This window comes from Mesorhizobium sp. CNPSo 4670 (assembly GCF_057784235.1).
Genome location: NZ_JBWJFQ010000002.1, coordinates 499,163 through 525,458 on the forward strand (window position 1 = coordinate 499,163; position 26,296 = coordinate 525,458).

Annotated in this window: 21 protein-coding genes and 2 tRNA genes; 17 read left to right on the top strand and 6 right to left on the bottom strand. The window is 63.9% G+C overall.

Annotation, left to right across the window (positions count from 1 at the left end):
- Positions 1-199 precede the first annotated feature (199 nt).
- The 5 genes from AC0ZT5_RS05875 to AC0ZT5_RS05895 are packed head-to-tail and all read left to right on the top strand — an operon-like array spanning position 200 to position 4,680.
- On the top strand, positions 200-2,404 hold the full coding sequence (locus tag AC0ZT5_RS05875) for a TonB-dependent hemoglobin/transferrin/lactoferrin family receptor (RefSeq protein ID WP_488495642.1): 2,205 nt from the start codon (positions 200-202) through the stop codon (positions 2,402-2,404).
- A gap of 5 nt (positions 2,405-2,409) precedes the next feature.
- Positions 2,410-2,853: a hypothetical protein gene (locus AC0ZT5_RS05880; protein WP_488495643.1), complete on the top strand. Its 444-nt coding sequence runs from the start codon at positions 2,410-2,412 to the stop codon at positions 2,851-2,853.
- Between the two features lies 1 nt (position 2,854).
- Positions 2,855-3,946, top strand: coding sequence for an energy transducer TonB family protein (locus tag AC0ZT5_RS05885; protein ID WP_488495644.1), 1,092 nt, complete (start codon positions 2,855-2,857; stop codon positions 3,944-3,946).
- 46 nt (positions 3,947-3,992) lie between these two features.
- Complete coding sequence (gene hmuQ, locus AC0ZT5_RS05890) at positions 3,993-4,307, top strand: heme-degrading protein HmuQ (protein ID WP_477288049.1); 315 nt, start codon at positions 3,993-3,995, stop codon at positions 4,305-4,307.
- 1 nt (position 4,308) lies between these two features.
- A complete protein-coding gene (locus AC0ZT5_RS05895; protein ID WP_488495645.1) occupies positions 4,309-4,680 on the top strand; it encodes a bleomycin resistance protein in 372 nt (123 codons plus the stop codon).
- A gap of 12 nt (positions 4,681-4,692) precedes the next feature.
- On the opposite strand, the gene putA is transcribed toward AC0ZT5_RS05895, so the two are convergent.
- Positions 4,693-8,301: a bifunctional proline dehydrogenase/L-glutamate gamma-semialdehyde dehydrogenase PutA gene (gene putA / locus AC0ZT5_RS05900; RefSeq protein ID WP_488495646.1), complete on the bottom strand. Its 3,609-nt coding sequence runs from the start codon at positions 8,299-8,301 to the stop codon at positions 4,693-4,695.
- A gap of 163 nt (positions 8,302-8,464) precedes the next feature.
- On the opposite strand from putA, the gene AC0ZT5_RS05905 reads away from it, so the two are divergent.
- A complete protein-coding gene (locus AC0ZT5_RS05905; RefSeq protein WP_488495647.1) occupies positions 8,465-8,917 on the top strand; it encodes an Lrp/AsnC family transcriptional regulator in 453 nt (150 codons plus the stop codon).
- A gap of 1 nt (position 8,918) precedes the next feature.
- On the opposite strand, the gene AC0ZT5_RS05910 is transcribed toward AC0ZT5_RS05905, so the two are convergent.
- Together AC0ZT5_RS05910 and AC0ZT5_RS05915 are read right to left on the bottom strand one after the other, a co-directional pair.
- A complete protein-coding gene (locus tag AC0ZT5_RS05910; RefSeq protein WP_477288041.1) occupies positions 8,919-10,118 on the bottom strand; it encodes a cytochrome-c peroxidase in 1,200 nt (399 codons plus the stop codon).
- A 7-nt stretch (positions 10,119-10,125) separates the two neighbouring features.
- Entirely contained in the window at positions 10,126-10,575 is a 450-nt protein-coding gene (locus AC0ZT5_RS05915) for a FixH family protein (protein ID WP_477227550.1), read from the bottom strand.
- Positions 10,576-10,726: 151 nt separating this feature from the next.
- On the opposite strand from AC0ZT5_RS05915, the gene AC0ZT5_RS05920 reads away from it, so the two are divergent.
- Positions 10,727-11,647, top strand: a complete 921-nt coding sequence (locus tag AC0ZT5_RS05920; protein ID WP_488495648.1) for a sugar kinase — start codon at positions 10,727-10,729, stop codon at positions 11,645-11,647.
- Positions 11,648-11,788: 141 nt separating this feature from the next.
- Here the strand turns inward: AC0ZT5_RS05920 and AC0ZT5_RS05925 are convergent, their stop codons facing one another.
- From AC0ZT5_RS05925 to AC0ZT5_RS05935, 3 genes are all read right to left on the bottom strand, one after another.
- Positions 11,789-12,805 (bottom strand): aldose epimerase family protein, encoded by a 1,017-nt coding sequence (locus AC0ZT5_RS05925; RefSeq protein WP_488495649.1) that lies wholly within the window; start codon positions 12,803-12,805, stop codon positions 11,789-11,791.
- A 98-nt stretch (positions 12,806-12,903) separates the two neighbouring features.
- A complete protein-coding gene (locus AC0ZT5_RS05930; protein WP_488495650.1) occupies positions 12,904-14,361 on the bottom strand; it encodes an NAD-dependent succinate-semialdehyde dehydrogenase in 1,458 nt (485 codons plus the stop codon).
- Positions 14,362-14,588: 227 nt separating this feature from the next.
- On the bottom strand, positions 14,589-15,536 hold the full coding sequence (locus AC0ZT5_RS05935) for an AEC family transporter (protein WP_488495651.1): 948 nt from the start codon (positions 15,534-15,536) through the stop codon (positions 14,589-14,591).
- Positions 15,537-15,648: 112 nt separating this feature from the next.
- Here AC0ZT5_RS05935 and AC0ZT5_RS05940 point away from each other — a divergent pair, with 112 nt between their 5' ends.
- From AC0ZT5_RS05940 to AC0ZT5_RS05985, 10 genes are all read left to right on the top strand, one after another.
- Complete coding sequence (locus AC0ZT5_RS05940) at positions 15,649-18,669, top strand: caspase family protein (protein WP_488495652.1); 3,021 nt, start codon at positions 15,649-15,651, stop codon at positions 18,667-18,669.
- Between the two features lie 96 nt (positions 18,670-18,765).
- Positions 18,766-19,314, top strand: a complete 549-nt coding sequence (locus AC0ZT5_RS05945) for a histidine phosphatase family protein (RefSeq protein ID WP_488495653.1) — start codon at positions 18,766-18,768, stop codon at positions 19,312-19,314.
- Between the two features lie 228 nt (positions 19,315-19,542).
- Positions 19,543-19,616, top strand: a tRNA-OTHER gene (locus AC0ZT5_RS05950).
- A gap of 2 nt (positions 19,617-19,618) precedes the next feature.
- Positions 19,619-19,687: transfer RNA gene (locus AC0ZT5_RS05955), tRNA-Leu, on the top strand.
- Positions 19,688-20,055: 368 nt separating this feature from the next.
- Positions 20,056-21,198 carry a slipin family protein gene (locus AC0ZT5_RS05960; RefSeq protein ID WP_488495654.1) on the top strand — a complete coding sequence of 381 codons (1,143 nt, stop codon included), beginning with the start codon at positions 20,056-20,058 and terminating at the stop codon, positions 21,196-21,198.
- A gap of 177 nt (positions 21,199-21,375) precedes the next feature.
- Complete coding sequence (locus tag AC0ZT5_RS05965; protein WP_010909964.1) at positions 21,376-21,657, top strand: acyl carrier protein; 282 nt, start codon at positions 21,376-21,378, stop codon at positions 21,655-21,657.
- A gap of 56 nt (positions 21,658-21,713) precedes the next feature.
- On the top strand, positions 21,714-22,904 hold the full coding sequence (locus tag AC0ZT5_RS05970; RefSeq protein WP_488495655.1) for a beta-ketoacyl-ACP synthase: 1,191 nt from the start codon (positions 21,714-21,716) through the stop codon (positions 22,902-22,904).
- Between the two features lie 51 nt (positions 22,905-22,955).
- Entirely contained in the window at positions 22,956-24,227 is a 1,272-nt protein-coding gene (locus AC0ZT5_RS05975) for a beta-ketoacyl-ACP synthase (RefSeq protein WP_488495656.1), read from the top strand.
- Between the two features lie 36 nt (positions 24,228-24,263).
- On the top strand, positions 24,264-25,292 hold the full coding sequence (locus AC0ZT5_RS05980; RefSeq protein WP_488495657.1) for a zinc-binding dehydrogenase: 1,029 nt from the start codon (positions 24,264-24,266) through the stop codon (positions 25,290-25,292).
- A 12-nt stretch (positions 25,293-25,304) separates the two neighbouring features.
- Positions 25,305-26,291 (top strand): lipid A biosynthesis lauroyl acyltransferase, encoded by a 987-nt coding sequence (locus tag AC0ZT5_RS05985; protein ID WP_488495702.1) that lies wholly within the window; start codon positions 25,305-25,307, stop codon positions 26,289-26,291.
- Positions 26,292-26,296 lie beyond the last annotated feature (5 nt).

The following is a 26,296-nucleotide window of genomic DNA, read 5'->3' on the forward strand; positions in this document are numbered from 1 at the left end:
TGGATCGATCCCTTTCCTGTGCCGGGCGCCTGGCTAGGCGTTGCATAAATGCCGATTCATTTCTTGACTTGAATAATCATGTTTACTAGTCAGTGCGATACAGGAGTAAATGAGTCAACATTTAAGAGGCCGGACACGATCAAAAACGCCAGCGAGCCCCAGGCCAGCCAGCACCGAACCTGGACTTTGGAGTTGGGGCATGGGGTTGATGAATTGGGAATGGCGTGGCCGGTTTGACACCTGCCCGTCTAATGAGGGTCTTGGCGGGCGATCCACGGCAAGAGGGATGGCGGCCTTGCTGGCAAGCGTCGCGGCAGTCGCTTTGCTGGCGCCACCAGCCAGCGCCCAGCAAGCGGCGCAATCGCCGAAGGCTGAAGAGGCAAAGCCCGCCCCGGCGGGCGCAACACTGCTCGACAAGATCCTGGTGCTGAGCCGCACCGGCGAGACAGCGATCGAATCGCTGGCTTCGGCCAGCCATATCGACCAGGAACAGCTCGACCGCCGCATGGCGACGACGCCGAACGAGATGCTGCTCGGCGTGCCCGGTATCGCGGCGCAGGCCGACGCCAGGCGTGTCAGCACCAGCATCAACATCCGTGGCCTGCAGGATTTCGGTCGCGTCGCGGTTATCGTCGACGGCGCCCGCCAGAATTTCCAGCGTTCCGACCACGGCACGCAGTCGACCGTCTACATCGATCCTGAACTCGTCAAATCCGTCGACGTGATCCGCGGTCCTGTCGCCAACACCTATGGCTCGGGCGCCATCGGCGGCGTGGTCTTCTTCGACACCAAGGATGCCGAGGATTTCCTCAAGCCGAACGAGACATGGGCTGGTTCCGTCACCGGGCGCTACGAGAGCAACGGCAAGGGCTGGACCACCAGCGCATCCGGTGCCTATCGCTTCAACGAGAACTGGGACGCGCTCGGCAACATCGTCTACCGCAACTACGATGACTACAAGGATGGCGATGGCGACGCCGTCAAGGGCACTGGCTTCGACGTGCTCAGCGGCCTGCTCAAGACCACAATCCGGCCGACGGACAACAGTGAGCTGAAGCTCGGCTGGGTCGGCTCAAGCGATGGCTGGAACGAAATCAGCGGCGGCGCGCCGGTGAATGATGTCGACCTGAAGTCGAACACCTTCACAGCCCGCTACAACGTCACCGACGAAGACAAGAGCTGGCTCGATCTCCACATCAACACCTCCTACAACAAGACCAACCTCGACCTGACGAGCCTCGTCCCGCTAAAACGCTTTGATCCGGTCACCGGCCTGCCTGTGGTGCTGCCGACAGGTTCGACCTCGACCTTCGATGTCGGCACGACCAGCATCGACATCTGGAACACGTCCAGATTCGAGACCGCCGGCGTCGCGCACGAACTGACCTATGGCGGTGACTGGGCGGGCGACAACGTCAAGACCGGCGGCACGGCCGGTGGAGACAGTTTCTACACGCCTTCGGGCAAGCGCAACGTTTCCGGTGCCTATGTCCAGGACAAGCTCACCTGGGAGTGGCTCGAAGTCATCGCCGGTCTGCGTTACGACAATTACAGCCTGAAGGATGATACCCACGAAACTTCCGGCGACAGAGTGTCGCCGCGCATCACCGTCGGCGTCTCGCCCTTCGAAAGCGCTGGCCTTGCCGGCCTGCAATTCTATGGCACCTATGCGGAAGGCTACCGTTCGCCCTCGTTGACGGAGACGCTGATCAGCGGCAACCATCCGGCCGGCGTTTCCTTCCCGTTCCTGCCCAATCCCAATTTGCGGCCTGAAACCGGCAAGACGACGGAATTCGGCGTCAACTACCAGCAAGATGACATCCTGGAGGCCGGCGACGCGCTTCGCATCAAGGCGGCCTATTTCAACAACAATGTCGATGATTATATCGACGGCGTGACGCTGTCGCCGTTCGACCCGACCGGCGGCTGCCCGTTCGGCCCGGGTATCCCGATCTGCTTCCAGTATCAAAATTTCGCCAAGGCCAAGATCAACGGCTTCGAGATGGAGGGCGTTTACGATGCGGCATGGGGCTATGCCGGACTTTCCGCCTCCATCATCAATGGTCACACCATATCCTATGAAGGCGACCGGGCAGACCTTGCCACCATCCCGTCCTCTCAGGTCACGGCCCAGCTCGGCCTGCGCTTCCTCGAGGACAAGCTGACCGTCGGTGGCGAAGTGCAGTACAATGGCAAGCCGAAGGGCAATGCGGTGGCCAAGAACTATACGCTGGTCAACGCCTTCGCCAGCTATCAGGCGACCGACAATCTGAAGGTCGATTTCCGCGCCGACAATCTGTTCGATGTCAAATACGCCAACCCTTTGAACGGCAGCACGACGGTCGCGGTCTATGAGCCGGGCATAACGCTGAAGCTGGCGGCAACGATGCGATTTGGGGGCTGACGGCAATGACGGGCTTGAGGACATCCCTTCGTCCGCTGACCTCGACGTTGGCGATGTCGCTTGCGATGGTTCCGGCGTGGGCTGAGCAGTCCGCGCCGGCTCCCGCCTTAGCCCTCGAACTCAACGGCGCGCAAGCCTCCGACAAGGGCTGCCGCCTGACCTTCGTGGTCAGCAACAACCTCGGCGCCGACCTCTCCAAGGCGGCGTTCGAGATCGCCCTGTTTAACGAGACAGGCGTCGTCGACCGGCTGACCGTGCTCGACTTCAAGGAATTGCCTGCGGGCAAGACCAAGGTGACACGCTTCGATCTGGCCGGCACCGACTGCGCCAAGGTCAGCCGAGTGCTGATCAACAGCGCGACGGAATGCGCCGGCACAGGCGTCGAACCGAACGCCTGCATGCGCAGGCTGAAGACCGACACCAGGACCGGTATCGCTTTCGGCGTCTGAGATGGGACTGCATCCCGCATTCCTGCAAAGCACGGTGGCACGGCCCCTAGCCGGCTTGTCGTTTGGACCAAGCGATCTTGATTTGACAAGTCCGCACGGGTCGCTGCAGGTCTCGTCCCGCGACATGCGTGACATCAGTCCCCTCCCCGAACCCGCCGCCGAACTGGCGATCGTGCCAACCGAGCCGCTTGCGCCGCCGCGGCCATCTGCCTGGAACCGCAAATGGACGGCGGCGATCGTCGTCTCCTGCTTGCTCCATGCGGCGGTGGCGGCGGGTTTTCTGATTTCGCCCTCGGGGACATTCGATTCCCAGGACGCCATCCGGTCGGAAGGCAGTGATCAGTCCGGAGACAAGGTGGTCGGCAGCGCACTGGACCAGGATCCGGCGGCTGTGAATGTCAAGCTGGTGCCCAATCCACGGCCGACCAAATCAGAGCCTTCAAAGGCGGCCAGGCCGACGCCACCAACAGAGCCGTCTCAACCTGCTCAAGAAACCGCCAAACAGCCGGTCGAGCCTTTGTCAGCGCCTGTCAAACAGCCTTCCGTCACGCCGGACATTCTGGTGGCGAGAGCCCCGCGCGCCGATGACAAGAGCATCGTTGCAAAGACTGAAACCCCTGCACAGCCGACCGTTCAGGCCGAGCCTGCCGCCGTCCCAGAGCAGCCACCGATTCCCAGCGCCAGCCCAACTCCGGCAGCCGCCCCGCCCAGCACCAGCCAAGCGGATGAGAAGCGTGGCACGGCGAATGGCCAGGACCGATTGGCGCAGGCGGCCAGCAAGGGCAAAAAACAGAAGGAGGCAGGCAGCGCGGCGGAAGACAATTACCGCGGCGACGTCTTCCGAAAGCTGAGCCGTGTCAATCGCGGCGTCCCGCCTTCGGTACAGTTGGCTGCTCGCAACAATGCCGTTGTGACATTCGTCATCGGCAGCCGCGGCGGCATTGATGACCTGCGCATTCTGCAAAGCTCCGGATCGCCGAACTTCGACAAGGTCGCGCTCGGCATCGTGCGCAAGGCAGCTCCTTTTCCTCCAATTCCACCACAGGCCGCAAGCAAGAGTCTAGCGTTCGAGGCCGAAATCGGCCCATTTTGAAACTGTCGCTGCGTCAACCATCAACACCCGAATGAAAGGAACCTCCATGTACATCGCCATGAACCGCTTCAAGGTGCAGACCGGCTCGGAAGCCGATTTCGAAGCCGTCTGGAAGAACCGCGATTCCAGCCTTGCACAGATGAAAGGCTTCCGGGAGTTCCATCTGCTGCGTGGCCCGGTCAACGAGGCTGAAGGCTACACGCTGTTTGCCTCGCACACGGTGTGGGCGAGCCACGATGATTTCGTCGCCTGGACCAAGTCCGAGAATTTCCGCGCCGCCCACAGAAATGTCGGCACCACGAAAGTCCACTATCTCGGCCATCCGCAATTCGAGGGTTTTTCCGTCGTGGAAGGGGCCTGAGATGGCAACGCCTGCCGAAGACCCCGCGCGCAGCATTCCGATCCTGCCCTCGCCCGACATCGAGGCAACGCGGGATTTCTATCGCGACGAGCTCGGCTTCGGTGTCGTCGAGCCGGAGATGGACGAATATCTGATCGTGCGCCGGGGCGACATCGAAATCCATTTCTGGAAGAGCGATGACCACAAACTTCCCGAAGTTTCGTCCTGCTATATCAGGGGCGGCGAGGTGCCGGCGCTGCATGCCGAATTTTCAGCGCGCCAGGTGAGGCACCTCAGTCCGTTCACCGTGCGGCCGTGGAACATGAAGGAATTCCATATCCGGGACCCGCACGGCAATCTGCTGAAGTTCGGCTGCGCACCCGAAGAGGTCTGAGCAGCCGGTCCGTCAGGAGCCGGCCAGCAGGCTGGCATTGCCGCCCGCCGCGGTGGTGTCGACACAGACGGCGCGCTCATGCGCATAGGCCGCCGGGTTGAGCACCTCACTGACCAGCGGCACGATTGGCCCTGAGCGGTCGGCGATAACCTTGCGCACGATCCGGGCTGCCTCCGGTGTGCCCGAGAAAGCGACCACGTCGACGTGCAGCGAGCGCGCTTCGACCGGATCCGGACGGCCGTCGATGGCGGCCAGCGGCAAGCCCTTGCCGGTCAGCGCAGAGAGCGCCGCCGGTGCGCCCGGTGCAACGGCCAGCACCGCGTTGCCGGCGGCGAGCGCCTGGATCGCCTGGGCAAGCAGGGTTTCGCCATCGGGGCCGAGACAGAGCACCCGCCCGCGCGGCGACAGCGACAGCGTGTTGGCCTCGCCGGTCGGCCCGGGCAGGTCGACCTGGCCGAAATCGATGCCGGCGGCGGCACCAATGGCTGCCGCGCCCTTCCCGCGCAGATGCTTCCTCAGGATGGCGACCCGGTCCGGCCGCGTCGACCAGCCGCCCAGCGTCGGGTCAGGCAGATTGTCGGCAAGCTCGGTCGCCGTCACCTTGTGGCCTTCGGCAATGTCCGTGCCGGCCTCCGGCCCCTTGCGGAAGCGACGGAGATAGTGCGGCCCGCCAGCCTTCGGCCCGGTGCCCGACAGCCCCTCGCCGCCGAACGGTTGCGAACCGACGACGGCGCCGATCTGGTTGCGGTTGACGTAGATGTTGCCGGCATGGATGCCGTCGACGAAATGCTGCACGCGGCCCTCGATGCGGGTGTGCAGGCCGAAGGTCAGGCCATAGCCCTTGCGGTTGATGGCGGCGATGACCACGTCGATCTCGTCGGCGTCGAACGTGGCGACATGCAGCACTGGCCCGAACACCTCGCGCTCCATGTCCTCGATGCCCTTGACCCGGAAGACATGCGGCGCGACGAAGCGGCCATCCTTCGGCGCCTCGAGCTTGGCGATCAGCCGGCCCTGCAGGCCCATCTTCGTGCAGTAATCGCGGATCGAAGTCTGCGCCTCGTCGTCGATGACCGGGCCGACGTCGGTCGAAATCCGCCAGGGATCGCCGATGCTGAGCGCCTCCATGGCGCCTTTCAGCATCTCGAGCATCTTCTTCTCGACGTCCTTCTGCACATAGAGCACGCGCAGCGCCGAACAGCGCTGGCCGGCGCTCTGGAAGGCCGAAGCCAGGATGTCGCGCACCGCTTGTTCGGGCAGCGCGGTGGAATCGACGATCATCGCATTCAACCCGCCGGTCTCGGCGATCAGCATGGCGTCGGGCGCGGCGGTTTCGGCCAGCTGCTTCTCGATCAGCTTGGCGACCTCGGTCGAGCCAGTGAAGCAGACACCGGCGATGCGCGGATCGGCGGTCAGCGGGCCGCCGACCGAGGGGCCGTCGCCGGGTAGAAGCTGGATGACGTCTTCCGGCACGCCGGCCTCGCGCAGCATTTCGACGGCGCGGAAGGCGATCAGCGGCGTCTGCTCGGCCGGCTTGGCGATCACCGAATTGCCGGTGACGAGAGCAGCCGCGATCTGGCCGGTGAAAATGGCGAGCGGAAAATTCCACGGCGAAATGCAGACGATGGCACCGCGCGCCTGCGTGCCCGGTTCGGCATTAGCCGCCTCGGCCGCGTAGTAGCGCAGGAAGTCGACGGCCTCGCGCACTTCGGCCACACCGTCGGCCAGCGATTTGCCGGCTTCCCGGGTGGCCAGCGCGAAGAACTCGACGGCGTTGGCCTCATAAATATCGGCGGCGCGATTGAGGATGGCGGCGCGCTCGGCGACAGGACGCTTTGCCCAGGCCGGCTGGGCCTCAACGGCGATGCGCACGGCGGTCGCCACCTGCTTGGCGGTGGCTTCGCTGACTGTGCCGACGACTTCGGCGGGCTTGGCCGGATTGACGACAGGGCGCTGCTTGCCATAGCCGGCGGCCCGCGTGATCGGCTTGGCATGCCAGCGGTCGGGACCTGCGAACGCCGTCTTGGCCTTGTCGATCGCCGCCAGCGTCACCGTGTCGGTGATGTCAAAACCCTTCGAATTGCGGCGACCGGCGCCGAAGATCTCGGAAGGCCGGGCAATCGCCGGATTGGCGGCGGGGCCTTGGTTTTCGACCGTTTCGAGCGGATCGCGGGCGATGTCCTCCGGCTCGACCTCCTCGTCGGTCAGTTGATGCACGAAGGAGGAATTGGCGCCGTTCTCCAGCAGCCGCCGAACCAGATAGGCAAGCAGATCGGAATGCGCCCCGACCGGCGCATAGATGCGGCAGCGCGTGCCTTCGGCCTTGCGCACCGTCTCGTGCAGCGCCTCGCCCATGCCGTGCAGACGTTGGAACTCGAAGGAATCGCGGTCCCCGGCCATCGACAAAATGGCGGCGACGGTGTGGGCGTTGTGGGTGGCGAATTGCGGATAGATGCGGTCGGTCATCGACAGCAGCTTTTTGGCGCAAGCCATGTAGGAAACGTCGGTGTTGGCCTTGCGGGTGAAGACGGGATAACCGGACAGTCCGAGCGTCTGCGCCCGCTTGATCTCGGTGTCCCAATAGGCGCCCTTGACCAGCCGCACCATGATGGTGCGGTCGTATTTCTTGGCCAGCGCATAGAGCCAGTCGATCGCAAACGCCGCACGCGGGCCATAGGCCTGGACGACGACGCCAAAGCCGTTCCACCCGGCAAGCTCCGGTTCGGCCAGCACCCGCTCGATGACGTCCAGCGACAGATCGAGGCGATCGGCCTCCTCGGCGTCGATGTTGAGACCCATGCGCGAATGTCGAGCGGCCAGCGCCAGCGACAACAGCCGCTCGGCCATGACAGGCAGCATCTCGTCCTTCTGCGCCACCTCGTAGCGTGGGTGCAGCGCCGAGAGCTTGACCGAGATGCCGTGATTCTGGCGAATGTCCGGCCCGTTGGAACCGGCATCTAGCGAGGAAATCGCGTCGGCATAGGCCTTGTGATAACGCAACGCGTCGGCCTCGGTGCGTGCGGCTTCGCCCAGCATGTCGAAGGAATAGAGATAGCCCTTCTGCGTCATCGGTCGGCCGCGCTTTACGGCCTCGGTGATGGTGCGGCCGAGCACGAACTGCTCGCCCATCTCACGCATGGCGGCCGCCACAGCCTTGCGGATGACCGGCTCGCCCAGTCGGCGCACCATCGAGCGCAGCGTGCCTTCGATGCCGCCCTCGCCTTCATCGAGGACACGACCGGTCAGCATCAGCGCCCAGGTCGAGGCGTTGACGAAGATGGAGCTCGAACCGCCCGAATGCGCCGACCAGTCGTGCGGCGCGATCTTGTCGGCGATGAGATCGTCCATCGTCTCGGTGTCGGGTACGCGCAGCAGCGCCTCGGCCAGGCACATCAGCGCCACACCTTCCTTGGTGGAAAGTCCGTAAGCGGAGAGGAACACCTCCATCAGCCGGGGGTCCGACGAGCCGCGCACGGCCCGCACCAGATCGGCGGCCCGGGCCGAGATCGCCTTGCGGTCTTTCGCGGAAAGCCCCGTCGCCTCGGCCAGTCGCTGCACCGCCTCGTCTTCGTCGGGCAGATAGTTGGCGCGGATCTGCTGGCGGATGGAATCAAGCGGCATGGCGGTCCTGCGGAGCGAGCATCGGGGAGCGGACCGGCGGTCACCGGACCGAATGGCGCAAGCTAGCACAAGGTGCGAATTTCAGTCGGTCCGAAGAAATCGACATTTTAGGTCATTTGATCTAATATTACGGTACAAAACTGGCATATGGACGGCGCTTTCGATGACAGAAGACCAATTGGACCGCATCGACGGGAATATCCTGTCGGCTCTGGCAAGCGATGGGCGGCTTTCGATGTCCGAACTGGCGGCAAAGGTCGGCCTGTCGAAGACGCCGGTGCAGGCGCGGGTCAAGCGGCTGGAGAAGGACGGCTACATCAGGGGCTACCAGGCGATCATCGACCGCGAGCGCATGGGCGAAGGTCATGTCGCCTTCGTCCAGGTGAAACTGTCCGACACCCGATCCGCCGCCTTAGATGCCTTCAACCGATCCGTGCAGGGGGTGCCGGAGATCGAGCAATGCCACATGATGGCGTCCAGCTTCGACTATCTGCTGAAGGTCCGCACCCGAGACATCGCCGCCTATCGCCGCGTGCTGGGCGAACGCATCTCCGCCCTGCCCCACGTCGCCCAGACCTCAACCTTCGTGGCGATGGAGACGGTCAAGGATCGGTAGATCACTCCGCCAGCGTCTTCAGGAAGGCCACCAGCGCCCCACGTTCGTGGTCCGAAAGCTGCAGCGGATGGATTTCGGATGTTCCTTCAACGCTGGGCGCAGCCTTGGCGTAGTGCGCGACCACCTCGTCGAGCGACGAAAACTGCCCGGCATGCATATAGGGTGGGCGCGTGGCGGCACCGCGCAACGAGGGCGTCTTGTAGGCCCGGATCAACTGCGGCCCATCCTTGACCATGAAGCGCAGTTCGCCGCAGGCACTGGCGTCGCCGTCACGATAGGCGCCGAGGCAGTTGAACGGGTCGGCCTCGACTTGGCGTACCGCATCGATGCGGCCGCGGTCGGGCGGCAGATCCGCGACAGGTGGCACGCCGGTGTTGTGAAAACTGTTGTCGGTGAAGCGTGGCCCATTGTGGCATGTCACGCAATTGGCCTTGCCGATGAACAATTTCAGCCCGAGGATTTCCTCCTGGGAAAAGGCGGCATCGCCTTTCGCCTCGGCGCCGGTGGCGAGATCCAGCGCAAAGCGGTCGAAGCGCGTCGGCGCCGGCTCGATCGACCGTTCGAAGGCGGCAATCGCCTTGCCGATATTGGCATAGACGCCGTTGATGGCGTCGCGCTGCGCGCCGCTCATCGCGTTCCAGGCGGCCTTCTCGGCATCGGTTCCGAGTGGGCTTGCATTCAACGGCATGCCGGAAAAATCGGGCAGCTGTCCGAAGATGCGCTCGTAGCGTTCGCCGAAGCGCGCCTTCATGTAATGCGCATAGGCGGTACGGTTTCCCGCCTGCTCCAGCGGATTTTCGAGCGGTGTCAGCGCCTGCGCCCACAGGCTGTCGCGGCGGCCATCCCAGAAGAACCAGGGATCGCGCGCCACGCCCGCCAGCGGCATGGTGCGCCGGTTTGTGTGGCCGACGCCGACCGCTTGCGGCAGGTCGTCCTGGAACTGGCGGTCGATCTTGTGGCAGGTCGAGCAGGACACCGTGCCGTCGCGGCTCATCCCCTGATCGAAGAACAGCGTCGAGCCGAGTGCGGCGGCCGCCGGCACATCGGCAAAGCGGTTGGTGGTGTCGGGCTTCAGAGACGGCAGCGTTGACAGTGCCAGCGAGGCGACGGTCTTCTTCTCGGCGTCAGAGAAATCCGGCTTGCCGCAACCGGCGAGGACGATGGCCGCCAACAGCGCCAGAAACCGCGGAAAGTGCCTCATCGGTCGCTCACAGCACCACGTTGAACAGCACCGTGTCGGAGCCGGCCGTGGCCGAGATGGCGAAGTGCAGTTGCCACCAGCCACTCATCGTGAATTTCACCCCTTCGATCCGATAGCGCCCGTCGCCGAGATAGTCGGTCGCCTGCGGGCTGGTCGGCAGGCCGTGATTGTGCTGCGGCATGCCGCCGGAAATCGCGATCGCGGCCCCCTCCACCGGCGCGCCGGCCTTTGTCTTCAGGGTCAGCAGCCAGGATTCCAGTTCGCCTTGCCGCACGACGCCCCGCTCCGGCAAAAAACTTGCCACGAAAAGCCCGTTGTCGGTGTTCTTCGTCCGCGAGACATCCGGACCGGCAGGCTGCACCGATCGCGGCGCCGTCAGATAGACGACCGCGAGGATGCCGACCAGCAAGGCAGCCAGACCAAGACCCGCCAGAAGATAACGCCATAACGATGCCAAACCGGTTCCTCTTCTGCAGACAACGTTTTGCCGGACGGATCGCATCCCGCCAGCCTGTGGGAAAACGCTGTGGCGGAAAAAACCCTGCTTGCCAAGCATGGCGCTGCCCGTGGCAAAAAGCTACAGCACCAGGATCACTGGAGGATTGTAGATGGCGGGAAACGGCGTCGCCACGATCGGCGAATGCATGCTCGAATTGTCGGGCCAGTCGGGCCCGAACTGGCGCATGGGTTTTGCCGGCGACACGTTCAACACGCTGTGGGCGCTGCACGCGTTGAACACTGAGCGACCAGCAACCTATGTCTCAGCCTTTGGTGACGATCCCTTCTCGCAAGGCCAGATCGCTTTCTTCGCTGAAAACGGCATCGGCATCGGTTCCAGCCCGGTCATAGCCGGGGCGCGGCCCGGTCTCTACGCGATCACGCTGACCGGCGCCGAGCGTTCCTTTACCTACTGGCGCGGCGACGCCGCCGCCCGGCAGCTCGCCTCCGATCCGGCGGCATTGTCGAAAAACCTGGAAAATCAGGCGCTTGTATACTTTTCCGGAATCACTTTGGCAATTCTGGAGGACGCCGCGCGCGCCACGCTATTGGCGGCGGTGGCCAAGGCGCGCGCGGCAGGCTCGACTGTCGCCTTCGACCCCAACTACCGGCCGCGGCTCTGGCGTCGGCGCGAGGATGCGCAGGCGGCAATCGCCGAAGCGCTTGCCGTCACCGACATCGCATTGCCGACCTTTCCCGACGAGCAGATGCTGTTCGGCGATGCAACCCCGCAAGCGACTGCCGCGCGGCTTGGGCAAGTGGTCCGCGAGGTTGTTGTCAAGAACGGCGAGGCGCCGGCACTGATTGCCGACAACGGAACATCGCACGACGTGCCGGCGATCTATGTCGCCGCCCCCGTCGACACAACCGGCGCCGGCGATTCCTTCAATGGCGCCTATCTGGCCGCTCGCCTCGCCGGTCACGCCCCGGTGGATGCCGTATCGCGCGCGCACCGCGTCGCCGCAGCCGTAGTACAGGTGCGCGGCGCCTTGGCCCCGTTCGAGGTTCTACGAACCGCTTTCGACGGCTAAGGTCCGTTGAGATTCAGGTTAGGCCGAGTCGAAAATGACGGGTTCCGAGTACCGGAGCGGATCGTACGTTTGGGTACGTGAGCACAGGAAGCACAGGTATCAGCCATTTGCAGGCCGGCCTCACCTGAATATCAACAGACCTTAGGGCAGCCGGAAACGGTATTCGGTGACGTGATGGTAGATCGCGCCGGGCCACAGCGTCGCCTGCGGGAAATACGGGCGGTTCGGCGCATCCGGCCACACCTGCGGTTCCAGGCAGAATCCGCAGAAGGCCTTGTAGTCTCGCCCTTCCAACCCCTTGCGCGGCGTCACGTACTGGCCGGTGTAGAGCTGGACGCCGGGCTCCGTGGTCCACACCTCCATCTCGACCCCGGAACTCGCCCCTTGCGTCCAAGCTGCCTGTTTGAGCGGCCCGCGCGTTGGAGCGAGGCAGAAATTCTGGTCATAGGGCAGCTGTTCGCCCTCGGTCTCCATGCGTAGCGGCCGCGCCTGGCGGAAATCGAAGGGCGTTCCGTCAACCGGCTTGACCACGCCGGTCGGGATCATGTCGCCATCGACAGGCAGATAGGCGCCGGCATTCAGCATCATCCTGTGGTCGAGAATGTCGCCGGCGCCACCATCATCCAGGTTGAAATAGGAATGCTGGGTGAGATTGCACAGCGTCGGCTCCTCGCAGGTCGCGGTCAGTTCGACGCTGAGCGTGCCGGGGATCTTCAGCCGGTAGGTGCAGGTGACGTCGAGCGCGCCGGGAAAGCCCATCGTGCCGTCGGGATCATGCAGCGTCAGCGTGACGAAATCCCTGCCATGCAGCGAAACCGTCCACGGCCGGTGGAAATAGCCTTGCGAGCCGCCATGCAGCGTGTGCTTGTCTAGGAAGTTGCGTTCGGTCTGGTAGCGCTGGCCGGCGATGGTGAAGCGGCCGTCCCGGATGCGATTGGCGTAGCGGCCGACGACCGCACCGAAGAAGGCGGTGTCGGTCTCATAGGCCTCCAGATTGTTGTAGCCGAGCACCAGCGGCGCATCGTGTCCGGTGAGGCGCAGATCCTGGATGATTGCGCCGAGCCCGATGATGTTGGCGGTGAGACCGCCACCCCTGATCGTAAAGCGACGCACCGGCTCTCCCGCCTGCGTCGTGCCGAAAACCTCACCGTCCTTCATTCGCCATGCCCGCAATAGCCAGTTGATTCAGAGAATTTCGGCTGGTTTGCTCGACTCAAGCGGGCAGGTCACAGACCTGCCCGCTTAGAGCCAGTCTATCAGAGGCCGAGGCCACCGATGCAGACATATTTGGTGTCGAGGTAGTCCTCGATGCCCTGATGTCCGCCTTCCTTGCCGAGGCCGGATTCCTTGACGCCGCCGAACGGCGCCTCGGGGGTGGTGATGAGGCCTTCATTAACGCCGACCATGCCGTATTTCAGCCCTTCCATGATGCGGAAGGCGCGGCCGAGATCGCCGGTGTAGAAATAGCAGGCGAGGCCGAATTCGGTGTCGTTGGCAAGCGCGATTGCCTCTTCCTCGGTCTCGAACTTGAACACCGGTGCGACCGGGCCAAAGATTTCTTCCTTCATGAAGCGCATCTTGGGCGTCGCATTGGCGATGACGGTCGGCTGGAAGAACGAACCGCCGAGCGCATGACGCTTGCCCCCTGCGACGATCTTGCCGCCCTTGGCAGTCGCGTCGGCAATCAGCTCCTCGACCTTCTCGACAGCCTTTTCGTCGATCAGCGGTCCCTGCTGCACGCCGTCCTCGAGGCCGGAACCGACCTTCAACCCGTTGCTTGCGGCAGCGAGCTTTTCGACGAACTTGTCATAGACGCCGGCCTGAACCAGGAAGCGGTTGGTGCAAACGCAGGTCTGCCCGGAATTGCGGTATTTGGCGGTGATCGCGCCGGCAACGGCACGCTCGATATCGGCATCGTCGAAGACGATGAACGGCGCGTTGCCGCCGAGCTCCATCGACACCTTCTTGACGGTGACCGAGGACTTCTGGATGAGAAGCTTGCCGACCTCGGTCGATCCGGTGAAGGTGATCTTCGACACCAGCGGGTTGGCGCAGATCTCGTCGCCGATCTCGCTGGCCGAACCGGTCAGGATATTGATGACGCCCTTGGGGAAACCGACTTCCTCGGCGAGCGCGCCCCAGGCGAGACCCGAGTACGGCGTCTGCGAGGCCGGCTTGACGACCGCGGTACAGCCGGCGGCAAGCGCCGGGCCGAGCTTGCGGGCCAGCATCGAGGACGGGAAATTCCACGGCGTGATGGCGGCGATGACGCCAACCGGTTCCTTGGTCACCAGGATACGGCGGTCAGCCCATGGCGACGGCACGACGTCGCCATAGGTGCGGCGGCCTTCCTCGGCGAACCACAGGATGTAGGAAGCGGCCGAGCCGATCTCGCCCTTGGACTCGAACAGGGACTTGCCCTGCTCGATGGTGAGCAATTCGGCCAACACGTCCTGATTGTCCATCATCGCGTCGTGCAGCTTGCGCAGTAGCTTCGAGCGCTCGAGCGCGGTCGTCTTGCGCCACGACTTGAAGGCAGCTTCGGCGGCCTCGATGGCACGGCGGGTCTCGGCCTTGCCCGACTTCGGCACGGTGCCGATCTTGAGACCGGTGGCCGGGTTGTTGACGTCGACCGTCTGGCCGCTGTCTGCCTGCACCCATTCGCCGTTGATGAGATTGGCCTGCCGCATGAAATGGCTGGTTTTCTGAAGCATGGTCTATCCTCCGTTCGGCGCACTGACGGGCCGGTCTGTGAAGTCTGCGGTGAGCGTGCGCCTAGACTGAAGCCGGCACGCGCCGGAGCCACTGCTCTTTACCTAGGGCAAGGCCCGCAAGCAATCGCTACATGGCATATAGGGGTTGGGCCAGCCCGAGGCGAGAGCAGGCCGACATATGGCATGCCGATCGCAGGCCGGTATCATCTGGATATCTTCGTACCCGATCAGAAAACGTGGAGCACCACCGTCAGCCAGAAAGCAGTCGTCACGGCGGCGCAGGCCGTGGCGATGGTCATCTGGTTGGATGCCAGCGCCTGCCCGGTGTTGAACTGGACGGCGATGAGATAGGAATTGATGCCGGACGGCAGCGCCGCGATCACGACCGCCACCTTGGCCGTCAAGGGCGGCAGGCCGAGCAGCCAGACGAAGGCAAGAACCAGCGCCGGCATCAGGAACAGCTTCAGCACCGAAAGCGCCAGCGCCGGACGGACATTGCCGGAAATGCCGAAGCGGCGCAGGCTGAGCCCCATGGCAAACAGCGCCACCGGCCCGGCCGTATCGGCCAGCGCATCGACAAGCCGCATGGCAAGGTCGGGCAGCGGCACACCGCTGAGGCGCCATGCCAGTCCCGCCAGAATGCCGATGATCAGCGGATTGATGAACAGCCGCCTCAGGAAACTGCGGATGATGCGTAAGGGGTGCATAGGCTCGCTGCCACTCCGGCCGAACATCTCGAACAGGACGATCGATGCCATCATCATGATTGGCAGATGCACGGAGACGAGCAGCGACAGCACTTCGAAGCCGCTCGGGCCGAATATGCCGAGAATGAAGGGGGCACCGAGCAGCACGACATTGGAGTAGGCCGACGACACGCCGCCGACGACCCCGGCACGTGCATCCCGTCCGAAGATCCGCGTGGTGACGAGATGACCGGCGCCCCAGGTGATCGCCACCGCCGCGAAATAGGCGCCCCACAGGGACCATGGCGCGACGCCGTGGAAATCGGCGTTCACCATGGTCTGGAACAACAGCAGCGGCATCGCCACGCTGACCGCGAAATCGGATATCCCCTCGCCGCTCGCCGGTCTGAGATAGCCTGTGAACCCGGCGAGATAGCCGAGCGCGACAAGGCTGAAGACGAACAGGACGGTTTCGGTGAGCGGAGACATTTTTCCCGTGATAGGCGAGCCACGGTCGTGGCGCAATCGCGCCTGAATTTGATCATGGTCGGCTGGCAGCGTTATAGAGGATTTGGATCATCGGGGCGGGCGCGAACGACAAATGGCCTTTGTCGAAAGTTCGAAGCGTAATCTTTTCCGGCAGGCGTGGCTGACAGCTTTCGCCACTGCTCTGTTTTGCCTTGCCGCGACAGCGCTTCAGGCCGCCGAAACGAAAAGTCTCAAGGGCGTGGCGCTCATCATCGGCCAGTCGAAATACGAACACATCGCGGCCCTCCCCAACCCGGCCAACGACGCTCGCGACATGGCCAAGATGCTGACCGACCTCGGCTTCGACGCTCGTAACGTCACCGACCGCGACGCCGCCAAGCTGAAGCGCGACCTGGAGCGATTCAGCGAGGATGCCGAAGGCGCCGATGTCGCTTTCATTTACTATTCCGGTCATGGCATCGAGGCCGGTGGCGAGAACTATCTGGTACCGGTCGATGCCGACATATCGTCCCTGAAAGATGCCGACGCGGCCCTGGTGCCGATTTCCGCCGTCATGGATGCGTTGAAGAAGACCGTGCCGGTGACGATCGTGCTGCTCGATGCATGCCGCACAAATCCGTTTCCGGCAGACGCCGTGGTGCGGCGCGCTCCGACTGCCTCCGCCTCGCCGATTGGCGCCGGCGGGCTGGAACCGATGCGCGGCGCCAAGGCCCTCGGCAACACGCCGGCGACAGACGAGAGTCTGGGCACCGTGGTCGGCTTCGCCGCCGAACCCGGTCGCCCGGCGCTCGATGGCGCTGCTGGTGAAAACAGCCCTTACGCGGCCGCCCTGCTGCGCCACCTCGCGGCGATGAAAGGCACCGAGTTCGGCTCGGTTATGCGCATGGTGACCGAGGAGGTCTATCTCGACACCAAGGCCAAGCAGCGCCCCTGGGTCAATGAGAGCCTGCGCCGCCTGCTCTATTTCGGCATCGCGCCACCGGAACCGACCGGCGACGAAGGGTTGATCACCGGCGAGCGGCGGCAGTTACTGTTGACCATTTCCGACCTGCCCGATCCGAAGCGGGCACAGGTGGAACTGGCCTCGCTGCAGGAGGGCGTGCCGCTCGACGCGCTTTATGGCGTGCTGAAGGCGCTCGGCACGGAAAAAATCCCCGAGGATCCGACGGATCTGCAAAAGGTTCTCGACGCCCAGGCCGAGCGCCTGAAGAAGATGATGTCCGAGCGCGCGGCGTTGCGCACCGACGATCCCGAGATCAAACGCCTCGTTGCTTCCGCCGACGCGGCCATCGCCCAGGGCGCCATCGTGACGGCGCGCAAATTCCTCGATGAGGCGGTCGGCCGGGTCGAGCAGACAGGCGCTGCGGTCGATGATGCAGAAGATCTCGTCAAGCAGAAGCGCCTCGCCGATGCCGCGATCTACGTCAGGCGCGCCGATGCCTCGGCGCTGGTCTTCGATTACAAGTCCGCTGCCGGCGACTACGCCAAGGCGTTTTCGCTAGCCGAAAAATGGGACGCCAAGCTGCGCTGGAACTACAAGAACCAGGAAGCCGAGGCGTTGAATGCTTATGGCTATGCCTCCGGCGATCTCGATGCGCTGCAGCGCTCCATCGAGGCCTATCGCATCATCCTGAACTTCATCCCTAATGGCGAACAGAATCGCGACTGGGCGATCACCCGCAACAACATGGCGGTGGTGCTGCAGACCATCGGCGAGCGCGAGACCGAAACCGCGCATCTCGACGAAGCGGCACAGATCTTTCGCGATTCCCTCATCGTGTTCGAGCGCGAGAAGGACGACCTCAACTGGGCCGCCGCGCAGAACAACCTGGCCAATGTGCTCTTGAAGATCGGCGAACGCGAGAGCGACCCAAAGCGCCTGAATGAAGCGGTGGCGGCAATGCGCGCCACCCTCGACAAGCGCCCGCGCGACAAGGTGCCGCTCGACTGGGCAGCTTCGCAGAACAACCTCGGCCTGGCGCTCTACGCACTGTCCGAACGCGAGGCCGCCGGCGAGCATCTGGCCCAAGCGGAGGCGGCCTACCGGCTGGCGCTTGAGGAATACACCCGCGAAAAGGCGCCGGTGGAATGGGCAATGGTCGAGAACAATCTCGGCAACACGCTTGTGTCGCTTGGCATCCAGCTCAACGACAAGGCAAAGATCAACGCGGCGGCCGACGCCTTCCGTGCCGCACTCGAGGTGCGAACCCGTGAAACCTTCCCGGTCTCCTGGGCCACCAGCCGGCTCAACCTCGGCAACGCGCTGAGTGGCGTCGCCCGCTTCGACTTGGGCACCAGCGCGCTTGAGGAGGCTGCGGCGGCCTATGACGATGCGCTGACGGTGTTTACCCAGCAGCGTTTTCCAATGGACTGGGCGTCGGCGCAGAACAATCTCGGTTCGATTTACCAAACGCTTGGCCAGCGCAGCCGCGACGCGGCCAGGCTCGAACAGTCGGCGGCGGCGTTCCAGGCCGCCCGACAGGTCTATGTCAGACGGAAATTCCCGCTCGACTGGGCAATGAGCCACTACAATCTCGGCAACACGCTGCAGCTGCTTGGAGGCGTGACCGACAAGCCGGAATACTATGGCGAGGCCATCGCTGCCTACCGCGATGCGTTGCGCGAATACAAGCGCGAGACGAACCCGCGGCAATGGGCAATGGCCCAGGCCGGCCTTGGCTCGACGCTGCACTGGCTGAGCATGAGCAACGCCGACCCGAAGACCCTGCTTCAGTCCATCGCCGCGCGGCGGGCGGCACTTGAAGTGTTGACCGTCGAAGCCGCACCCGTCGACTGGGCCAATGCGCAGAACGGCATCGGCATGAGCCTGCTCAACCTCGGCAATCTCCAGCGGACCGATAAATATCTCGGCGATGCCGAGGCTGCCTTCATGGCAGCGCTGAAGGTATTCACCCGCGAAAGCCAGCCGATGCAATGGGCCTTCGAACAGAACAATCTCGGCGACATCCACTGGAACCGCGCCAGCTATGGTGGCGGCAAGGCCGAATATCGAAAGGCGATCGAATTCTTCGAGAACGCCAAGCAGGGCTTTACCGAAGCCGGCTACATTTTGCCCATCCCGCTGACCGACCAGAAGATCGATCTGGTGAAGAAACAGCTGGCGAAGAAGTAGCGCTCTTGCCGACCGCGCCTTGTCTTTCGGCTGGCTTTACCGTCCCTATATGTCCAGTCACCGGAGCCCATGCCGGGAACCGGAGAAGGATAGCCTATGATTCGATTTGTACTGGCTTTGCTTCTGTTCGCCATCCCGGCCGCGGCCCACGCAACGGACGCCGGCTGGGCGCTGTTGCGCGATGGCGGCCATGTCGTGCTGCTTCGCCATGCCATGGTCACCGGCACCACCGATCCGGCCAATTTCGACATCGACAGCTGTGCCACCCAGGTCAACCTGTCGGCGCGCGGCAAGCAGCAGGCGAGCAAGATCGGCGCCTTGTTTGCGGCGCGGGCGGCACCCATCGAGCGGGTGTTGTCCAGCCGCTATTGCCGCTGCCTCGACACCGCGCGCATCGCCTTCGAGGCCGAGCCGGAGCTGTTTGCGCCGCTCGATCTCCTGAAGGGCGACGAAACGCAGAAGGCGGCGCAGATCGCGGCGATCATGAAGGAAATCCGCGCCTATTCCGGCTCCGACAATCTGGTCATGGTCACCCATCTGGAAGACATCGTGGCGCTGACCGGCGTCTCGCCGCGCGAAGGCGAGGCCGTGGTCGTCGAGCCGCAAGGCGACGGCCTGCGCGTGCTCGGCCGGGTCACGTTCTGACAGGCTGGCGCTTCGTCGTCGACGTTGGGACGCGGTGTTGCCGAAATGCCACCAAGAAAGAAGCCGCGAATTGGCCACGACAATACCGCTTGCGACAACCCGTCGCAGGGGCTATAGGCGCGCACCCGGTCACGAAAACCGAAGTGAGCACAACGGTTGGAGCTTTCGTCTCCGCCCGTGCAGGCGGTTTGCCGCCCTGTATACGGCGCCGCTTTGGGGATTGGGATCGCGGATATAGCTCAGCGGAAGAGCGCCGGATTTGGGTCCGGAGGTCGCAGGTTCGATTCCTGCTGTCTGCACCACGGATAGCTCAGTTTGGTAGAGCATCAGATTTAGGTTCTGATTGTCGAAGGTTCGAATCCTTCTCCATTGGCCTGATAAGCCAACACCCTGCCAGGTGTTATCTGAAAACGGTCTGGGGACTGGAATGCTGAAGATCGGACGGACGGCCCAAGCTTTCGGGCGCGGGTCATCCTGAAAGTCTGACGCCATCGGCTCGCGGCCAGGCCCGCGGTGACGATCAAGGCGCAACGTCGCCGGCAAGGGAGGCTTCGGCCTCCGGCGTCCGCTTCGCTGCCCCGCGATCCGCTCTCGAAGGCCCGCCACGGATTGATGCCACCAGTCCCCGGATCATTCGTGCCCGAACCATGACGCAAGAGACGATGTGAAACGAGAAGCGAAGGGAAGATCGACGCATGACTTGACGCCTCGCATGGGGCCATGCCCGACAGGAGTAAGACAATGACCATTCTCGACAAGGTTCTTGGACGCGAGCGCGTCCTCGTAAGGGAAAACGAACGTGCCCTCACCCTCTACAAGGGTGAGATCAAGGCTGTCCTGCTGCCAGGCGAACATTGGCTCGCCAACCGGCGCGGAAGCCTCGAGGTGTCGCGGCACGACCTGAAGAACCCGGAATTCGTTTCGGCATACGAGAAGGCGTTGTTCGACAAGCTGCCGGACGTGGCCGCGCACCACTTCACCGTCGTTCGCACCGGGCGCACGGAGGTCGCCGTCATCGAGCGTGACGGCAACCTGCATGCCGTACTGGCGCCGGATCGCAAACTCGTGCTGTGGACGGATGTCGGTCCGTGGAAGGTGACGCTGATCGACACGTCGGTCGATCTCGCCATCGACGCGGCGGTCATGCGCCGGCTCGGCCAGGCCCGGAAGGCGGAATTGATGTCCGTCCATCCGGTCGTCGACGGTCAGGCCGGACTGCTGTTCATCGACGGTGTCCTTGTGCGGACGCTGACGGCGGGCGTGCATGCTTTCTGGAATGTCGGACGCATGGTGCAGATCAAGGTCGTCGACCTCAAGCGCCAGTCGCTCGACGTTGCCGGGCAGGAAGTGCTGACCAAGGATCGCGTCACGATCCGCGTCAACATCGCCGCCGAATACCGGGTCGTCGATCCGGTCAAGGCGGTGAGTGCTGTGAAGGACTTCTCCGAAGCCCTCTACCGTGCCCTGCAGTACGCCTTCCGCAAGACGCTTGGCGCGCTGACGCTCGACCAGATCCTTGAGAAGAAGGTGACGATCGACGAGGAAGCGGCGGCCAAGGTACGTGCCGACATGGCCGAGATCGGCGTCGAGGTCAGCGATATCGCCCTCAAGGATGTCATCCTGCCGGGCGAGATGCGCGAGATCCTCAACCAGGTGGTGTCGGCCGAAAAGCAGGCCGAGGCCAACATCATCCGTCGCCGCGAGGAGACGAACGCCACGCGTTCGCTGCTCAACACGGCCAGGGTGATGGCGGAGAACCCGGTGATGCTGCGGCTAAAGGAGCTCGAGGCTCTGGAAACGATCGCCGGCAAGGTCGAGCGGCTGACCGTCCACAACGGAACGGGCGGGCTGCTCAACGACCTGGTCAAGCTCCGCGACAGCTGAGCTTACGCAACGTCAATGGGAGGGGCCGCCGGGTCGACCGGTGGCCCTTCTTGCGTTTCTTGAGCGCCCTACCCATCTGCGCCCCGCGTATCAGGCCTTTTCCTGCCGGGAAAAACCGATTAGACAGCGCCCAAACACATGCGGACAGATTCCGCCCGCAACCGAAGGAAAAGCCTCTTGTCCACCACGTTCGACAAAGTCGCCAAGATCATTGCCGACACCAGCGAGATCGATATCGACACCATCACGCCCGAGAGCCACACGATCGACGATCTCGGCATCGACAGTCTCGATTTCCTCGACATCGTCTTCGCCATCGACAAGGAATTCGGCATCAAGGTGCCACTGGAAAAGTGGACACAGGAGGTCAATGACGGCAAGGCCTCGACCGACGATTACTTCGTCATGAAGAACCTGTGCGCCAAGATCGACGCGCTGGTCGCCGCCAAGACTGCCTGACGTCAGTTGAGCGCGCGACCTTGACGCGCTCTGCCGCCTGACCCACAAAGCCGCCCATGAGCAGCCCCCGCGACGTCGTCATCACTGGTATCGGCCTTGTCTCCTCTCTGGGAGAGGGTCCGGACGCCCACTGGCAGAAGCTCGCCCAGCCCGGCCTGCAGCCGGTGCTCGAGGCCGCGCGTTTCGCCCCCTACACCGTCCACCCGCTGCCGGAGATCGACTGGAACCTGCAGATCGCCAAGCGCGGCGACCAGCGTCAGATGGAGACCTGGCAGAGGCTCGGCACCTATGCCGCCGGCCTGGCGCTGGACGACGCCGGCATCAAGGGCAATGACGAACTCTGCACGACCATGGACATGGTTGTGGCCGCCGGTGGCGGCGAGCGTGACGAGGCGGTCGATGCTGCCATTCTCGCCGCTTCGGAAAGCCGCAACGACCGCGACGTGCTGCTTAACGAGAAGCTGACGACCGAACTGCGGCCGACACTGTTCCTGGCCCAGCTTTCCAATCTGCTCGCCGGCAACATCTCGATCGTCCATAAGGTAACCGGCTCGTCCAGAACCTTCATGGGTGAGGAAGGTGCGGGCGTCGCCGCCGTCGAGACGGCCGCCGCGCGCATCCGCTCGGGCCAGTCGACGCACATTCTGGTCGGCGGCGCCTTCCAGACCGAACATTCCGACATGCTGCTCGGCTACGAGCTTGCCGGCTACCTGCATCGCGGCCCGTGGAAGCCGGTCTGGCAAAGACAGGGCGCTGAAGGTGGCGGCGTGGTGTCAGGCTCCGGTGCTGCCTTCCTGGTGCTCGAGCAGCGCGAACACGCGACGAGCCGGAGGCGCAAGATCTATGCCGAACTCGGGCCGATCGTTTCCGGCCGCGCTAGGCGGCGACGGGGCGAACTCGACACCGAGATCGCCGCGCTGCTCAGCCAGGCGGCGCTGCCGAACGGCAAGCTGCTTGCCCTGTCGGGCGCGTCGGGCGCTCATGCGGCAACCAGCGCCGAGAAAGCAGCGCTCGATGCCAATCCGGCCATCGCTTCTCGCGGCTTCTCGACGCTGACCGGACACATGAAGGAAGCGCAGTTTCCCTTCGCCGTGGCGCTGGCCGCACTCGCCGTCGACCGCAAGGCCGCCTACCCTGTTTTTGATACCGTTGCCGAGAGCCCATTCGAAGGCGTTCCCGCAACCGTCCTTGCAACGGCGATCGGCTATCACCAATTCGAGGGCATGGCGCTGGTCAACGCCGCCTGAGGCGGTGCCCTGCGATCCATGCTGCAACGACAAACGCTCGAGGGCTCCCGGATGGCCAATCTGAACGATCACATGGGCAGGCCGATCGTCGCCGTCACCGGCATCGGCGTGGTGACGTCACTTGGCGTCGGCAAGGCCGACAATTGGGCGGCGCTGACCTCGGGCAAGTCGGGCATCCACCCGATAACCCGCTTTCCGGTCGACCATCTCAACACCCGCATCTCCGGCACCGTCGACTTCCTGGCGTCGAGTTCGAAGGGCGCCAGTCCCCTCACCTACGAACTGGCCGAAACCGCCGCGTACGAGGCCGTGGCCGAAGCCGGTCTCAATTCAAGTGATTTCGGTGGTCCTCTGTTTCTGGCATCGCCACCGGTCGAACTCGACTGGCACGAACGCTTCTCGCTCTACAATTCCGACAAACAGGATGCCGGCGCCGAAAGGCTGCTGCGGGTGGCCCGCGGGCTGAAGGAAACAGACATTTTCGAGACCACCCAGTTCGGTTCGATCGCCGACCGTCTCGCCGACCGTTTCGGCACACGCGGCCTGCCAATCACGCTGTCGACCGCTTGTGCCTCCGGCGCCACCGCCATCCAGCTCGGTGTCGAGGCGATCCGCCGCGGCGAATGCGACCGGGCGCTGTCGATCGGCGCCGACGGTTCGGCGACCGCAGAGGCGCTGATCCGCTTCTCGCTGCTGTCGGCGCTTTCGACCCACAACGACATCCCGGAAAAAGCCTCAAAACCCTTCTCCAAGGACCGCGACGGCTTCGTGCTGGCCGAGGGTTCCGGCGCGCTCGTGCTGGAATCGCTGGAGGCCGCACTCGCGCGCGGCGCCACCGTTCTTGGCATCCTGCGCGGCTGCGGCGAGAAGGCCGACGACTTCCATCGCACCCGCTCGAAGCCCGACGGTTCGCCGGCAATCGCGGCGGTTCGTGCCGCCCTTGCCGATGCCGGCCTGAGCAAAGACGAGATCGACTACGTCAACGCCCATGGCACCTCGACGCCGGAAAACGACAAGATGGAGCACCTGTCGCTGTCGACGGTGTTCGGCGAGCGGATCGGCTCGATGCCGGTCTCGTCGAACAAGTCGATGATCGGCCACACACTGTCGGCGGCCGGTGCTGTCGAGGCGGCGTTCTCGCTGATGACGATGCGCGAAAGCGTCATTCCGCCGACCATCAACTACGACAATCCCGACCCCGCGATCGTGCTCGACGTGGTGCCGAACGAGAAGCGCAATGCCGAGGTTCGCTCCGTTCTGTCGAACTCCTTCGGCTTCGGCGGCCAGAACACTTGCCTTGTCATGGCGCGGGAACCGGTCTAAGCGACCTTTTTCCGCCAATCAGAACCGACAGGCTCCATGCGCGCACTGCAACTTATCGAGGACCGCCGTCTTGAAACGGTGGACCTGCCGCCTCCCCCGCCGCCGGCACTTGGCGAAGTCACGCTGCGCATCAAGGCGGTAGCGCTGAACCACATCGACGTCTGGGGCTGGCGCGGCATGGCCTTCGCCAAGCGCAAGCTGCCGCTGGTCGTCGGTGCGGAAGCCTCCGGCGAGGTCGAGGCGGTCGGTCCCGGCGTTTCCAGCCTGCTGCCCGGACAGTTGGTTTCGATCTACGGCGCGCGCACCTGCGGCCTTTGCCATGCCTGCCGCGAAGGCCGCGACAATCTCTGCGAGCATGTTTCGGGGGTTCACGGCTTCCACCTTGACGGCTTCGCGCAGGAAAAGATCAACCTGCCGGCACGCCTTCTGGTCCCCGCCCCGCCCGGCGTGACCGATATCGGTGCCGCGGTTGCGCCCGTCACCTTCGGCACCGTCGAGCACATGCTGTTCGACAATGCCCGGCTGCAGCCAGGCGAGACCATCCTTGTCCATGCCGGCGGCTCCGGCATCGGCTCGGCGGCCATCCAGCTGGCGAAGCGGATGGGCTGCACGATCATCACCACGGTCGGCTCGAACGACAAGATCGACAAGGCCAGGGCGCTCGGCGCCGACCATGTCATCAACTATCGCGACGACCGTTTCGAAGGCGTCGTGCGCAAGCTGACCAAGAAGAAGGGCGTCGATGTCGTTTTCGAACATGTCGGCGCCGACACTTTTGCCGCCTCGATGCTGTGCCTGAAGCGCGGCGGTCGCCTGGTAACCTGCGGCTCGACCTCGGGCGTCTCGACGCAGATCAACCTGATGCAGCTGTTCCAGCAGCAGTTGAAACTGCTCGGCTCCTTCGGCTGCCGCATGGAGAACATGGCCAACGCCATGCAGAAAATGGCGGCGGGACAGGTCGCACCGGTCATCGACACCGAAGTCGGCTTCGACGATATCGATGCCGCGTTGAAGCGCATGGAAGGCCGCGACGTGTTCGGCAAGATCATCCTGCGCGTCGACTAGAGCTTGACCTCAGTGCTCAAGAAGTTTCGCCGGGATCTCAAATTTCGCTATGGCAGGCAGTTGCGCCAGTTGAACTACTGGCTGGTGGCGCGTGCGGCGATGATGATCATCTCGGCCCTGCGGCTGCTGCCGGCCGACAGCGCACTGAATTTCGCCGACCGCGTCGCGCGCCGTGTCGGCCCCCGGGTAGGGCGCCATCAGGTCGCCGTCGACAATCTGCGCAAGGCCTATCCGGAAAAGAGCGAAGCCGAAATCCAGGCCATCGCCTCCGATATGTGGGGCAACATGGCCCGCCTGGCCGCCGAATACATCTTTCTCGACGCCCTGTTCGACTACGATCCAGCCGCCACGAGTCCGGGACGCGTCGAGGTCAAGGGGATAGAACACTTCATCGAGATCGCGGCCGAAAAGCAGCCGCACATCGTCTTCACCGGCCATCTCGGCAATTTCGAATTGCTGCCGGTGGCCGCCGCAACCTTCGGCATGAACATCACGGCGCTGTTTCGCCCGCCCAACAATCCCTATCTCGCCGACTACATCCTCTCGACGCGCCGCTCGACGATGGGATCACTGCTGCCATCGATGGCCGGCGCCTCGTTTGCGTTGGCCGGGGTCTTGGAGAATGGCGGCAACATCGGTGTCTTGGTCGACCAGAAATTCACCAACGGCCTGGAGACGACGTTCTTCGGCCGCCCCTGCCAGAGCAATCGCGTCCTGGGAACCCTTGCCCGTCACTACGACTGCGACGTCTATCCGGCGCGCTGCGTCAGGCTTCCGGGTAACCGCTTCCGGCTCGAGATCGAGGACAAGCTGACCTTGCCGCGGACCGCTGACGGCATCGTCGATGTCCGCGCCACCACCCAGCTTCTCAACGACGTCGTCGAGCGCTGGGTGCGCGAAGACCCCGGCCAGTGGATGTGGTTCCACAAAAGGTGGGAGATCGGCGGCCGGCGCAGAAAGCGGCCCCCGCAGGCGGGAGCGCCAGTCGCTGGCGCCTAAGCCCG

Excerpts from the sequence above, each read along its gene's own strand:
- AC0ZT5_RS05875 (WP_488495642.1), top strand. The coding sequence starts at position 200 with ATGGGGTTGATGAATTGGGAATGGCGTGGCCGGTTTGACACCTGCCCG.
- AC0ZT5_RS05880 (WP_488495643.1), top strand. The coding sequence starts at position 2,410 with ATGACGGGCTTGAGGACATCCCTTCGTCCGCTGACCTCGACGTTGGCG.
- AC0ZT5_RS05885 (WP_488495644.1), top strand. The coding sequence starts at position 2,855 with ATGGGACTGCATCCCGCATTCCTGCAAAGCACGGTGGCACGGCCCCTA.
- hmuQ (WP_477288049.1), top strand. The coding sequence starts at position 3,993 with ATGTACATCGCCATGAACCGCTTCAAGGTGCAGACCGGCTCGGAAGCC.
- AC0ZT5_RS05895 (WP_488495645.1), top strand. The coding sequence starts at position 4,309 with ATGGCAACGCCTGCCGAAGACCCCGCGCGCAGCATTCCGATCCTGCCC.
- putA (WP_488495646.1), bottom strand. The coding sequence starts at position 8,301 with ATGCCGCTTGATTCCATCCGCCAGCAGATCCGCGCCAACTATCTGCCC.
- AC0ZT5_RS05905 (WP_488495647.1), top strand. The coding sequence starts at position 8,465 with ATGACAGAAGACCAATTGGACCGCATCGACGGGAATATCCTGTCGGCT.
- AC0ZT5_RS05910 (WP_477288041.1), bottom strand. The coding sequence starts at position 10,118 with ATGAGGCACTTTCCGCGGTTTCTGGCGCTGTTGGCGGCCATCGTCCTC.
- AC0ZT5_RS05920 (WP_488495648.1), top strand. The coding sequence starts at position 10,727 with ATGGCGGGAAACGGCGTCGCCACGATCGGCGAATGCATGCTCGAATTG.
- AC0ZT5_RS05925 (WP_488495649.1), bottom strand. The coding sequence starts at position 12,805 with ATGAAGGACGGTGAGGTTTTCGGCACGACGCAGGCGGGAGAGCCGGTG.
- AC0ZT5_RS05930 (WP_488495650.1), bottom strand. The coding sequence starts at position 14,361 with ATGCTTCAGAAAACCAGCCATTTCATGCGGCAGGCCAATCTCATCAAC.
- AC0ZT5_RS05935 (WP_488495651.1), bottom strand. The coding sequence starts at position 15,536 with ATGTCTCCGCTCACCGAAACCGTCCTGTTCGTCTTCAGCCTTGTCGCG.
- AC0ZT5_RS05940 (WP_488495652.1), top strand. The coding sequence starts at position 15,649 with ATGGCCTTTGTCGAAAGTTCGAAGCGTAATCTTTTCCGGCAGGCGTGG.
- AC0ZT5_RS05945 (WP_488495653.1), top strand. The coding sequence starts at position 18,766 with ATGATTCGATTTGTACTGGCTTTGCTTCTGTTCGCCATCCCGGCCGCG.
- AC0ZT5_RS05960 (WP_488495654.1), top strand. The coding sequence starts at position 20,056 with ATGACCATTCTCGACAAGGTTCTTGGACGCGAGCGCGTCCTCGTAAGG.
- AC0ZT5_RS05970 (WP_488495655.1), top strand. The coding sequence starts at position 21,714 with ATGAGCAGCCCCCGCGACGTCGTCATCACTGGTATCGGCCTTGTCTCC.
- AC0ZT5_RS05975 (WP_488495656.1), top strand. The coding sequence starts at position 22,956 with ATGGCCAATCTGAACGATCACATGGGCAGGCCGATCGTCGCCGTCACC.
- AC0ZT5_RS05980 (WP_488495657.1), top strand. The coding sequence starts at position 24,264 with ATGCGCGCACTGCAACTTATCGAGGACCGCCGTCTTGAAACGGTGGAC.